Origin of the sequence: Catalinimonas alkaloidigena (assembly GCF_029504655.1) — a bacterium.
Lineage (GTDB): Bacteria > Bacteroidota > Bacteroidia > Cytophagales > Cyclobacteriaceae > Catalinimonas > Catalinimonas alkaloidigena.
This window is the reverse complement of the sequence record NZ_JAQFIL010000001.1, coordinates 146,066-158,994: the sequence shown is the minus strand read 5'-3', so window position 1 is coordinate 158,994 and position 12,929 is coordinate 146,066. Positions and strand designations below refer to the sequence as shown.

Sequence of the window (12,929 nt, the reverse complement as noted above, 5' to 3'; positions counted from 1 at the left end):
TCAGTCATGTTATGAGGAGCAAGATAAACGTTCTTTTGCCACCTCACATATTTATCGGAAAGAAGATGCTCTATTTTTAGGCGAACGCCAAGCGCACCATCCCCAAAAAGTACAAAAACAAAAAAAATGAAGCTATGATGGAGAAAAAACCAAGGATCTATGGAGGATACCTAGAGACCATTCATAGGAAAATACTATTTACCCCTAGCTATTCAGCATTATAAAAAAGTCCTGTATAGGCCCAACTGTAGGCTCCTTCTTTATGGATAAAAATCTATTTAATCATTATAGGGTTAAGCCTCATTTTTCATTCCTTAAAATACAAGCAAGCAACTTCATATCAGGCACTCAAACCAGGCTTTTATACTACCAGCGCACTTTGCCAATTTCCTAATTTGTAGTATATTATTCTTTTATAACAACCTAATACTCAAAAGCTGTAGCATGACGCATGGTCAGATCTAACTCCTATGCCTACCTGATTGGCACTGTTCTCTTAAGTTTAGCAAGCTGTACTGGCGACTTTGAGAGTAAAACACACGAAGGCCCCTCCCCGGCCAAAACTCCTGAAGAAGAACTCAGCACATTTCAACTGGAACCCGGTCTCAAAATACAATTGGTAGCCGCTGAGCCTATGGTACAAGAACCTGTGGTGATGAGATTTGATGCCGACGGACGACTGTGGGTGGTAGAAATGCGGGGCTTTATGCCCACCATTGAAGGTGAAGGAGAAGACGATCCGGTAGGCCGCATTTCTATACTGGAAGATACTGACTTTGACGGGCAAATGGACAAAAGCACTATCTATCTGGATAGCCTTATCATGCCCCGAGCCCTGGCTCTGATTGACAGCGGTGCCCTGGTAGCGGAGAACGAAGCGCTATGGCTTACTAAAGACCTGGATGGTGATCTCATCGCCGATACCAAAACGCTTATTGACCCGGACTATGCCGGAAGCCCTTTACCGGAGCACTCTGGTAATGGCTTGTTACGCGCTGCTGACAACTGGTACTACAATGCCAAATCTCGCTTTCGTTATCGTCTGGTAGATGACGAATGGATGCGCGATAGCACCGAGTTCAGAGGGCAGTGGGGCATCAGCCAGGATGATGAGGGCAGGCTCTATTACAACTACAACTGGTCGCAACTGCATGCCGACCTGGTACCGCCCAACTACCTTTCCAGAAACGCGCATCATACGCCTACCACCGGCATTGACCACGGACTTACCGTAGACAGAAGAATTTATCCCATACGCCCCAATCCTGCCATTAACCGCGGCTACATACCCGGTACGCTGGATGAGGAAGGCAAACTGCTGGAATTTACCTCTGCCTGCTCGCCTTTCTATTACCGAGGAACCGCCCTGCCAGAGCCTTTCTACGGCAATGTATTCGTTTGTGAGCCTTCAGGAAATCTGGTCAAGCGTAATATAGTAGTAGAAAATGGCTTACAACTGAATGCCCATGACCCTCATCCCGGCAAAGAGTTTCTGGCCTCTACCGACGAACGTTTTCGCCCGGTAGCGATCACCTCCGGTCCTGACGGTGCACTGTACATCGCTGATATGTATCGTGGCCTGGTGCAGCATGGCAAATACATTACGCCCTACCTGAAAGAAAAAACACTGGAACGCAAGCTGGTCTTACCCATCAACAGAGGACGTATCTGGCGAGTGGTACCCGAAGGTTGGGCACCCCGGAAGCCACAGCAGCTATCACAAGCTTCCTCTCAGGAGTTGGTTGCGCAACTGTCAAGCCCTAACGGGTGGCACAGAGACATGGCGCAGCGTCTGCTCATTGAGCGTCATGACACAGCTACTAAGGCTCCGCTAAGTGAATTGGTTGAAAATGGAAAGAATGCCCTCGCCCGTTTCCATGCTTTATGGACGCTGGAAGGCATGGATATACTCCAGCCTGAGCTGCTTCTAGACTTGCTTAGCGACTCAAGTCCACTCATCAGTGCCAATGCCTTACGACTTCTGGAGCCTATGGCTGCGAAAGATCAGCAGTTGCAGGAAAAGCTGGGAGAAAAACTACTGCAACTAGCGGAAGGTGCTCCTGAAGAACTCACGCTACAAATGGCATTATCTGCTGAAGTACTCAATGCCCGAACAGCCTATCCACTGCTGGCGGGCATCGCGGAGCGAAGTGGAAACTCTCCACTGATCAGGGATGCTGTACTCAGCAGCCTGGAAGATCAGGAGTTTCGTTTTTTACAAACCCTCTGGCAGTCTCCACAGTGGCAAAAGCAGGAGCCTTCCAAAGCAATTTTTCTGGAAATGCTGGCAACTTCGGTAATCCGTAAGAGAGAACCTGCCGAACTGACTGCTTTACTGAGCATGCTGGATGTCAACGAGAATTCTTTTGGCTGGCGGGAAAAAGCGCTACTTACCAGTATCTCCATACAGGGCAAACAAGGTAAGATGAAACCTATCATGCTGGCATCTGCTCCGCAGATTTTAGAAAGGAAAGGGCAGTCAGGTTCATCAAACTTTGCAGTCCTGACCTCACTTTTTGAATGGCCGGGACATGTAGCCGATACGACTATGGTTGAAAAACAAAGCTTACTCAAGGAAGAAGATCAGCAACTGTTTACGCTGGGAAGGCAGCATTACCTCACCACCTGTGCCGGTTGCCACGGCACCGATGGGGCTGGATTAACCCGCTTTGCTCCTCCACTAAGAGACTCGGAGTGGGTAATAGGCGATGAAAAGCGCCTTGCATTGATCGTACTACATGGCATGGAAGGCTCACTTGAAGTTGGCGGTAAGCTCTATGATGCACCAGAGATACTGCCGGTAATGCCTGCTCACTCTACCCTGGATGATGCGACTATTGCCTCTATCCTGACTTACATTCGCAACGAGTGGGGCAATAGTGCAGGAGCAATCAGCAGAGGACTGGTAGGAAAAACCAGACTGACTTCTCAGGGAAGGGTGATGCCCTGGAAAGCAGATGAACTCAACCAGTATATCAAAGAAACGGAGGAACAGATGGAGCAGTAAGAAAAGAGTTGCAAGTTAAAGGTTACAAGTTTAAAGGAAACTTTAGACTTGCAACCTGTATCAAGTTACTATCAAAACAAACTAACGGATGAGATCAATCAAAAAAGATGCAAGCTGTCATTCAGAAGATAGAAGGACTTTTCTACAAAAAGCAGGCCTGGGAGCTATGGCATTGAGCCTGCCTTCGCTCAACATACCTTCATTATTGAAAGATTTGCCTATGGGTATAGTAGTACATTCTTACGCCAGCCGCTGGCACTCCAAGCACGAGAGCAAAAAGTATCCCGGATTTTACGATGCTATCCAACTTCTGGAACATTGTCATGAATTGGGTGGCGGTGGAGTGCAGGTAGGCGTACATGACTGGACGAGCGAGTTTTCTGAAAAAATCCGGGACCAAGCAGAGCAGTTAGGCTTGTACCTGGAAGGCTCTATTGGCTTACCTAAAAACCCACATGAAGTGGCTGCGTTTGAGCAGGAAGTGAAAACTGTCAAAGAAGCCGGTGTGCGGGTACTACGAACCGTTTGCCTGAGTGGCCGTCGCTATGAGAATTTCCCTACGCTGGAAAATTTCAAGAATTTCAAGAAGCAATCTGTACAATCGCTGCAATGGGCTGAGCCTATAGTTCGCAAGCATAAAATCAGGCTGGCCGTAGAAAACCACAAAGACTGGCGTGCCGATGAATTGGTCAGCTTACTCAAGCAGATAGATAGCGAATGGCTGGGCGTAACGCTGGATTTTGGCAATAGTATCTCCCTGCTGGAAGACCCGATGGAAGTGGTGCAGAGGCTGGCACCTTATGTTTTTACCACGCACGTAAAAGATATGGGGGTGAGAGAATATGAAGATGGCTTTCTGCTCTCGGAAGTACCGCTGGGGCAAGGCATACTGGATTTACCTAAGATGATCTCGCTTTGTCGGCAGCACAATCCGCAGGTTACTTTCAATCTGGAAATGATCACCCGTGATCCGCTGGAAGTTCCCTGCCTTACCGAAGAGTATTGGGCTACATTTGAGGGAATATCAGGTAGCGAACTGGCACGTACGCTCCGGATGGTGAGGCATAAGAAATACCCTAGCGAACTGCCAAGTGTCACCCAACTTCTGCCTGAAGAACGGCTGGCCGTAGAAGAGAAAAATGTAGTTACTTCCTTATCTTATAGTAAAAATCATCTTGAACATGCTTAAATTTATTCACTCAGTGCGCACAGTTTAAGCTTTGTATAACTGCTGCTGCACCCGTTCAACTGTGTGCTCTGAACTTAAATTATTAAATCAATAACTTATAACCTTTAACTTCTTATGAGCGAAGAAAAACTACCAGGCATCAAACTATTTGACTTAAGTGGCAAAGCTGCCATCATCACCGGAGGCTCTAAGGGACTCGGACTGGCGATGGCTGCCGGGCTGGCCTCAGCCGGAGCCAGCGTGATGTTGGTCAACCGAAATGCCGAACAGGGTGCTAATGCTGCCAAAGCTATCAGATGAGGAATATGGTACCCGGGCTATCTCATTCAGTGCAGACATTACCAACGAACAGCAGACAGAAGCTATGGCAAAGGCAGCAATTGAGGCTTTTGGGCAGATAGATATCCTGATCAACAGTGCAGGCATCAATATCCGTGGAGCGATTGACGAGCTGACTTCCAAAGATTTTAAGCAGGTCATGGATGTCAATGTGAACGGAACCTGGTTATGCAGCAAAGCGGTAACGCCTTATATGAAGCAGAAAAAACAAGGTAGTATCATCAATCTTGCCAGTACTCTCGGCTTAGTAGGCTTAGCCAATCGCACACCATATACCGCCAGCAAAGGCGCAGTGGTACAGATGACAAGGGCGCTTGCGCTGGAACTTGCACCCTTCAACATCAATGTGAATGCGATTTGTCCCGGTCCTTTTTTAACCGAAATGAATATCCCCATTGCAGAGACTGAAGAGGCCAAAAAATTCATCGTAGGTGCCACCGCCCTAGGACGATGGGGCGAGTTGAAGGAAATTCAGGGCGCTGCCATTTACCTGTCCAGCGATGCGGCCACCTATATGGTCGGCTCCATGCTCACCGTAGATGGCGGCTGGACAGCAAAGTAATAATGCTTCAAAAACACGCCTTTCAGAATCAATTTTACAGCTCCGGGACAACGAATGTTAGCTCTCCCGGAGTTTTTTTTAGAAACTATTAGAAAAACGAGCTGATGATAAATATTAACGAAATGGCTGTGAACGCCATGATCAGCGTTCCGATACTATGCGACATATAGCCCTGTTTTACATTCATACCTGTTAACTGCGTCATCGCCCAGAAGAAACTGTCGTTGGCATGAGAGATAGCGGTAGCACCTGCTCCAATCGCCAGTACTGTAAATACTTTAGACATTTCGGAATCCAGTCCCAGCGTTCCCAGCAGAGGCGCTACAATAGAGGCAGTGGTCACGAGGGCTACTGTAGATGAGCCTTGCGCACTTTTTAGGGCAAAGGCCAACAGAAAGGGCAGTAAAAGACTTAAGTTTCCTGGCTCAATGATCCCACTTACCATATCTCCCAAACCTGAGTTTTGCAGCATTTTGCCAAATACCCCCCCTGCACCGGTAATCAAAATCACCGGAGCGGCAATGAGAAGGGCTTCACCAAACCAACCCGAGGACGATAGCAGTTTTTTGTCAAATTTGGCTGGCAGGACGAAAGATAAAAATGTACCCAGCAACAAGGCGATTACCGGGCTTCCCAGAAATGACAGTATATATGTAAATGTATTTTCGCCAAAAGGCCTGGTAGGATAGTTGGCAATAGAAGCCAGTACAATCAATAGCAGAGGCACCGCAATTGGCAAAAAGCACTTTACCAGGGAAGGATATTTTTTGACTTCTGTAGTCCTTTCCTCTTCAGCAAATTCGGGAACCAGGTCAATGCGGGAGGCATAGTATTTGGCAAAAAAGAAGCAGGGTACCAGTGCCAGTGAACTTACAATAAAGCCCCACATTATCACCATGCCAAGATCAGCTTCCAGGATACCTGCAGCGGCAATAGGTCCGGGGGTAGGCGGCACCAATGAATGGCTGGCTGTCACGCCCAAAGTTATGGCAATTGTGGTGGCAGCGTAAGGTATTTTACCTTTAAAAGACAAAGACTTACTGATCGGATTAAGCATGATAAAGGTACTGTCTCCAAATACCGGAATTGACAGTATATAACCGGTGACCATCATCGCTAGTGTGACCGATTTTTCTCCGATCCAGGCGAGTATTTTCTGAGCAATCACAAAAGCACCACCGGTTTTCTCCAAAAAAGTACCGATGATAACCCCAAACAATATGAGCAAGCCTATGCTGCCCAGTACGCCGCCAAAACCATCAGAGATGGATTGAACAATAAGCTCGGCAGGCATACCCGCTATCAATCCATAAAAAATGGCTCCTACAAAAAGAGCCAGGAAAGGGTGTATCTCAAACTTGATGATGGCAACAATGATAAAGGCAAAAGCTAATAAGACAAATAGTAATGTGAGCATAATATAGTTTTAGGTCGTTGGTTAGTTGTCAATAAAAAGAGTGTCTTATTTCTCTTAAAAACTTTAAAATAATGATTTAGGCTTTAAATCGTATTTATCCTCCCAGATTTATCTCTTTTTACAGGCAGACAGCTTTGCTTGCTACTTATAAGGGCCTGACTGAATAAGTAAAAGATTAGGCTTAAATTGTGAAAACTCGTTATATTCAGCACTTATACAACAATTCCTAAAATTACAATTATGTCTTTTTTTCCCGATAGGTTCAAAGGTCAGGTAGCACTTATTACGGGTGCTGCCAGCGGACTAGGCAAAGCCATTGCCCAAAGGTTAGGCGAAGAAGGAGCCTCTCTGGCCCTTTTTGACAGAAACAATGCACTACTTCAAAAAACCAAAGATGAGTTTCTTGCTAAAAGTCTCTCAGCCAAAGCATACACTATAGATGTTGCAAACGAAGAGCAGGTAATAGAGGGCATAGAGCAAGTTGAAAAAGACTTGGGCAAAATTGATATATTAATACATTCTGCCGGAATCGTTGGACCCACCAGCACTAAGATTACTGACTACTCTACTCAGGATTTTGACAATATCTACGCCATCAACCTGAAGGGAAGCTTTCTGATGACCAAGTATGTGATCAAGAAAATGGAAACTCGTAAATACGGTAGAATACTGCTGATCGCTTCCATGGCCGGTAAGGAAGGGAACCCCGGTATGATAGGCTACTCCACTACTAAAGCAGGCGTCATCGGACTGGTGAAATCGGTGGGTAAAGAATATGCAACCGCCGGAATCACCATCAATGCCCTGGCCCCAGCGGTGATCAGAACCGCCATGAATGCCGATACCTCTCCTGATCAGTTGGCTTATCTTACTGCTAAAATTCCTATGAATCGTCTCGGAGAACCGGAAGAGGTAGCTGCTATGGTAAGCTTTATCGTCTCTGAAGAAAACAGTTTTTCTACCGGCTTTTTGTATGATATTTCGGGAGGCAGAGCAACTTACTAGCAACAAGTTTTATTGCTTTTCCAAATGAGCAAGGATTTTCCGTACTCTGGCTTTTACAGAGGCGGCTTCGGTCTGCATGGCTTTTTCGCATAGGAAATAGACTTCTTTTTGCAGTTCAGGCCGCTGTCGTGAAAGTTCGTACATGCCCTGTATCGCCCAGGCTCTTACAAATTTATTATCGCTGGGCAGACTTTCTCTCACAAAATCTTCAACGGCAAGCTGAGCTTCTTTTGGAATGTCAATTAAGGGTAAGATTTGCAGCAGATGCCGGCGGCTTTCCCAACCGCTTATATGTTGCAGGTGATGGGTTAAGGTTAGAATTTCTTTTGAAGATAATGAGTAAGCCTGCTCCAGATGGTGTTTGAGCAACCAACTCGCTGCTTTTTGCTCTGCTTCTGAATTAAGTGATGAGAGTATTTCTTCTACAAAAAATGGCTGATCATGGTATTTTTGGTAAGCTCTTTTCAGCATATCAACCTTTTTACCCTCCCAATCAGACAGTACTTGTTGTAATGAGGTTTGCATCAGTCATGACATTTAACCTATCATCAGCTCACGATTGTCTTCCCTACCGAACCCTTTGACAGTCAGCCGGTCCTGATAGACTTCTACAATGGCAAAGCTATTTTCCTGCTCGCTTTCTACCATACCTTTGAAATTGAGAAAGTGCACATGTTCTTTCTGCCCATAATTACCACTATGGTTATGGCCGTTGAAGTAAGCTACCACCTGCGGATACCTTGTCAGTAGGTTTACGACTTCCTCATCATTCCAGAGGTTATGAGCGTCTTTAGGGTAAAGCGGATAATGCCCCATCACTATTATTCTTTCTCCCTGAGAGGCGGCTTCTTCCACCTTTGTTCGCAGCCATCCTAATTGCTTTCGGCTTATGCCCCCATTCCATTCCTTGGCATTGATGGCATTGTTTTCCTGCATTTGCTTAAGCCTTGCTTCTGCTTCTTTGGTTGCCTTACTATCCTGAGGATGAGCAAAAGTAGAGACCTCATTACCATTCAAAATGATAAAGCGCCAGCCCAAGTAAGAGAAATTGTAGTAAGCCGAATCATGCATGCCCAGGCGAGTGGCTACTTGCTGCTTTTTGTTTTCCTCCACCGCATAGTCATGATTGCCTAAGGTGCGGTACACGCGAAATTTGGACTGACCATACACTTCCAGAATTTTATCAAAGCTGCTGAAGTCACGGTCAATCAGATCGCCTACATCCAGGACAAAACTCAGCTTGTGCTGATTAAGCGTTTGTAAACAATCAGCTAGTTTTTGGGTGGATTTCCGATAGTGTCGTCCAATGGCAGATTCACAATCGCAGTACTGAGCATCGGCAATGACGCCAAATGAAAAAAGTGCTTGTTCTGAAGTCACAGCGTAACGTTTAGTTCTGTACAAGTTTACACAGAATCAAACTTTTTATCCAGACCAGGGAAAAACCACGATATTATAAAATATTAAACTATTTTTTTACAATTTATCTTAATATTTATTTTGATATTTAATAGATTTGCAAAATTATATATCAAATCTAAATCATCTTCCTCATGAACCGACGCCTGTTTCTGAAAAACACTGGAGTGCTTACTCTTGCTGCCAGTGCTGCGGCCTGCACACCAAGCGCCATGCGCATTGCTAAAAAACAGGTCAACATTTTACATTCATCCCGTTACCTGCCCAAACTGCGCATCTCTATGGATCGTGTTATTAAGGAGACCGTTGGTTTGCGTCCGTACCGAACCCTGGGACCAAGGATAGAAAAGGAAGAGCTAGGCAGCAAAACTTTGGTACATAACTATGGTCATGGCGGTAGCGGCTGGTCGCTTTCCTGGGGCTCAGCTGAGCTCGCTGCCGACCTGGTGATTAGTAGTGGAGAAAAGAAAGTCGCGGTAGTAGGTTGTGGAGTCATAGGTCTCACTACTGCCCGTATGCTTCAGTTCAGAGGTTACGATGTTACCATCTATACCAAAGAGATGGCGCCCAACATTACTTCCAGCAAAGCTACCGGCACCTGGTCGCCCTCCCACCGCCTGATTGACAAAGAAAATATTAGCCCTGAGTTTTTTGAGAAATTCAAACGTGCACATACTACCTCTTTCCGTACTTATCAGAACTTACTCGGCCTGGGAGATTATGTAGTCTGGACAGACAGCTACTCTGTCCGTAATGAACCTCGCCTGGAGCAGGATCATGACGTGGACGAAAGTGATGAAAAATATGCCTTTATGAATGTGCTACCTCAGACAGTAGCGCTCAAGAAAGACGAGCATCCTTTTAAAGCAGACTATGTATATCGCAGCACCTCTATGGTGTTTAATATCCCTTCACTCCTGAAACTTTATACTGATGACTTCCTGAGATTTGGAGGAAAAGTAAAAATTCAGGAATTTAAGTCACTGGAAGATTTTGATGCCCTGGCTGAAAAGTGTGTGGTTAACTGTACCGGTATCGGTGCCAAGCAAATTACCAATGATGAATGCCTGACACCCATATCCGGCCAACTGGCTTTTTTGATTCCACAAAATTACGTAGACTACCGCATCAATACCCGTGGTGCTTACACTATCAATCGCAAAGATGGGATGATCGTGGGTGGTACGCATAATATGGGTAGCTGGAATACTACTCCCAGTAAAGAAGATACCGAAAAGATGGTGATGGCTATCAAAAATGTAGCCGATCAGATGTATACTTAACAGTTCAGGGTTTGAAAAACGTAAACTGCGAACTCTGAACGGCTAAAACTCTAAACTCTCTATCATGACCTTAAGACGAAGCTTTCTCAAAAAACTGGCCGGAGCATCCGGAGCCTTATCTCTAAGCCCTTTCATGACCAAAGTGCTGGCCGAAGATGTCAAAGACGCATTAGTACATTTGAACCGACTCAGTCCTGAAGATGCTGCCCAGGATGAAGAGCTGTGGCATCGTATCCAGCAGGCATATACAGTATCTCCTAACATTATCAATCTTAACAATGGTGGTGTAAGTCCGCAGCCTAAAATTGTGCAGGATGCCGTAGATCGCTACTATCATTATTCTAATGAAGCTCCCTCTTACTATATGTGGCGCATATTAGATCAGGGTAGAGAGTCACTGCGCATGAAACTGGCTGATGTAGCTCACTGCTCTCCTGAAGAGGTAGCCATCAACCGCAATGCTACGGAAGCCCTGGATACTATCATCTTCGGCATGGATTTACAAAAAGGGGATGAAGTGCTGCTTTGCAAGTACGATTATCCTAATATGTTCAATGCCTGGAAAACACGCGCCAAGCGTACAGGCATCAAGCTCAACTGGATTACGCTGGATTTAGCGATGGAAGATGAAGATGCCATTGTGCAGCGCTATCTGGACGGCCTTACGCCAAAAACTAAAGTCGCACATATCACCCAGCTTATCAACTGGTCGGGGCAGATCGTACCTGCCGGAAAAATTTGCGCGGAGATGAAAAAACGAGGAATCAAAACCATTGTAGACGGAGCACATGCCTTCGCCCACATAGACTCTGACCTCACGGCTATGGATTGTGACTACTTCGGAACTAGTTTGCATAAGTGGCTGTGTGCGCCTTTCGGCACCGGAATGATCCATGTAAAAAAAGAAAACATAGCGGACTTATGGCCACTTATCCCAGATCATGAGCCTGAACGTGATGATATTCGTAAATTTGAAAGCTTGGGGACCCGCTCCTTTGCTCCTGAACAGGCAATAGGACAGGCGATTGATTTCCATAATGCCATAGGCGCTGAACGCAAAAGAGCACGCTTGCACTACCTCAAGCGTTATTGGGCTGATAAAGTGAAAAATCATCCTCAGGTCAGAATAAACACACCTTTATCAGCAGAATTCTCTTGTGCGCTTTGTAATGTGGGTATAGAAGGGATGGAAGCCGGTGATGTCAATAACAGACTATTCAAGGAGTACAAAATACATGCTACACCCGTAAAATGGGAAGCAATTAATGGGGTTCGCATCACTCCTCATGTATATACCAAGCTCAGTGATCTTGACAGACTGGAAAAGGCTTTACTTACTTTTGCTGATGAACAGTCCAAACAATCCATGAAAATGAATTGATTTGGTACAGCTACAGGCGTTTTGGCGCACTTTTAGCATGGCATTTAGGTACAACAATATCTCCGTATCATGCTAAAGCTTCGTTATATATACATCATTTTATTTGCATTTACAGTACTGGCATCCTGTAATTCAAGCAAAAAGCTACTGGAACAAGGAGCGTATTATCAGTCAGTGATGGCAGCAGTAGATAAATTGCAGAAAAACCCCAATAACAAAAAATCTCAGAGGGCATTGCTTAAGGCCTATCCACTGGCTACGCAGAATTTTTTGAACGAGATTAAAAAGGCCAAAAGTAATGCGGTACATATGCCCTGGACCAATATCGCTGACGCTTATCAGGCGCTAAACAATATGTATGAAGCCATTAACGCTTCGCCTAAGGCAAGGCAAATTATTCGTAATCCTCAGGAGTATTATAAGCAATACGCCCAGGTAAAGGAAAAAGCCGCGGGAGAACAATATGCTGAGGGCGAAAAGGCACTTAAGAGAGGTAGCAGAGAAGATGCTAAAGAGGCTTACTATTATTTTTTGAATGCCAATGATTTTCAGCCCAGCTACAAAGATGTAGACCGTAAACTGAAAATGGCAAAAGAAGCCGCTACACTGATAGTAGTGGTAGAGGCAGTACCTGTACCCTCCCGATACTTCAAGGTAAGTGCCGATTTCTTTTATGATCAGGTAGATAAACATTTAAGAACACTAATGAGCCGTAATCAGTTTCTGGCTTTTTATACTGAGAAAGATGCCAAAAGAGCAGGTATTACGGTTCCAGATCAGGTGCTTAAGCTGCGGTTTGAAGACTTTTCTGTCGGGCAGAGTAAAGCTTTTCAGAAAGAGGAAACCATTACCCGAGATAGCGTAGAAGTGGGTGTAGTAGAGTTGGAAGATGGTACCAAGAAGCCGGTTTTAGGTACAGTATCAGCAAAGTTAATCACACGAAGATTAGAAGTGCTCTCAGGAGGCATTCTGAGCATGACTGTTAATAATGGTTTCAATAAGACCCGAATTTATCGAGATGAGATGCCAGGCGAGTTCTTGTGGTTCGCTGAATGGGGAACTTTTAAAGGTGATGAAAGGGCACTGAGCGAAGAGCAGACCAAAGTATGCAATAGCCTAGAAATGACCCCTCCGCTGCCTCAAGACCTTTTTGTGGAATTTACTAAACCTATTTATAGTCAGTTGACAGATCAGCTAAGCCAGTATTATCAGAATATCTAAACCATATAGTATTATTGTTCTTGATGTTATAGCCCCCGCGGAGCGCTGTGATAGCTTAGCGATCATACAATAGCATCATTGCACCATAATGCTATTTTAACTAAAC

9 protein-coding genes and 1 pseudogene are annotated in these 12,929 nt (G+C 45.3%); 7 read left to right on the top strand and 3 right to left on the bottom strand.

The features are described from left to right. The first annotated feature begins 451 nt into the window (after positions 1 to 451). From OKW21_RS00695 to OKW21_RS00685, 3 genes and pseudogenes are all read left to right on the top strand, one after another. Complete coding sequence (locus OKW21_RS00695; RefSeq protein ID WP_277476414.1) at positions 452 to 3,007, top strand: DUF7133 domain-containing protein; 2,556 nt, start codon at positions 452 to 454, stop codon at positions 3,005 to 3,007. An 88-nt stretch (positions 3,008 to 3,095) separates the two neighbouring features. Beyond that, complete coding sequence (locus OKW21_RS00690) at positions 3,096 to 4,196, top strand: sugar phosphate isomerase/epimerase family protein (protein ID WP_277476413.1); 1,101 nt, start codon at positions 3,096 to 3,098, stop codon at positions 4,194 to 4,196. 114 nt (positions 4,197 to 4,310) lie between these two features. Then, a pseudogene (locus OKW21_RS00685) lies at positions 4,311 to 5,097 on the top strand (SDR family NAD(P)-dependent oxidoreductase). Between the two features lie 88 nt (positions 5,098 to 5,185). Here the strand turns inward: OKW21_RS00685 and OKW21_RS00680 are convergent. Beyond that, positions 5,186 to 6,514 carry a GntP family permease gene (locus tag OKW21_RS00680; protein ID WP_277476412.1) on the bottom strand — a complete coding sequence of 443 codons (1,329 nt, stop codon included), beginning with the start codon at positions 6,512 to 6,514 and terminating at the stop codon, positions 5,186 to 5,188. A 240-nt stretch (positions 6,515 to 6,754) separates the two neighbouring features. On the opposite strand from OKW21_RS00680, the gene OKW21_RS00675 reads away from it, so the two are divergent. Continuing rightward, positions 6,755 to 7,519: an SDR family NAD(P)-dependent oxidoreductase gene (locus OKW21_RS00675; protein WP_277476411.1), complete on the top strand. Its 765-nt coding sequence runs from the start codon at positions 6,755 to 6,757 to the stop codon at positions 7,517 to 7,519. A gap of 9 nt (positions 7,520 to 7,528) precedes the next feature. On the opposite strand, the gene OKW21_RS00670 is transcribed toward OKW21_RS00675, so the two are convergent. Next, a complete protein-coding gene (locus tag OKW21_RS00670; RefSeq protein ID WP_277476410.1) occupies positions 7,529 to 8,044 on the bottom strand; it encodes a hypothetical protein in 516 nt (171 codons plus the stop codon). 12 nt (positions 8,045 to 8,056) lie between these two features. Next, positions 8,057 to 8,899, bottom strand: coding sequence for a metallophosphoesterase (locus OKW21_RS00665; RefSeq protein WP_277476409.1), 843 nt, complete (start codon positions 8,897 to 8,899; stop codon positions 8,057 to 8,059). A gap of 173 nt (positions 8,900 to 9,072) precedes the next feature. Between OKW21_RS00665 and OKW21_RS00660 the strand changes: the two genes are divergently transcribed. The 3 genes from OKW21_RS00660 to OKW21_RS00650 all read left to right on the top strand — a co-directional run bounded on the left by OKW21_RS00660 (position 9,073) and on the right by OKW21_RS00650 (position 12,823). Next, a complete protein-coding gene (locus OKW21_RS00660) occupies positions 9,073 to 10,221 on the top strand; it encodes an FAD-dependent oxidoreductase (protein ID WP_277476408.1) in 1,149 nt (382 codons plus the stop codon). Between the two features lie 64 nt (positions 10,222 to 10,285). Next, positions 10,286 to 11,602: an aminotransferase class V-fold PLP-dependent enzyme gene (locus OKW21_RS00655; protein WP_277476407.1), complete on the top strand. Its 1,317-nt coding sequence runs from the start codon at positions 10,286 to 10,288 to the stop codon at positions 11,600 to 11,602. Between the two features lie 69 nt (positions 11,603 to 11,671). Continuing rightward, complete coding sequence (locus OKW21_RS00650) at positions 11,672 to 12,823, top strand: hypothetical protein (protein WP_277476406.1); 1,152 nt, start codon at positions 11,672 to 11,674, stop codon at positions 12,821 to 12,823. The last annotated feature ends 106 nt before the right edge of the window (positions 12,824 to 12,929 follow it).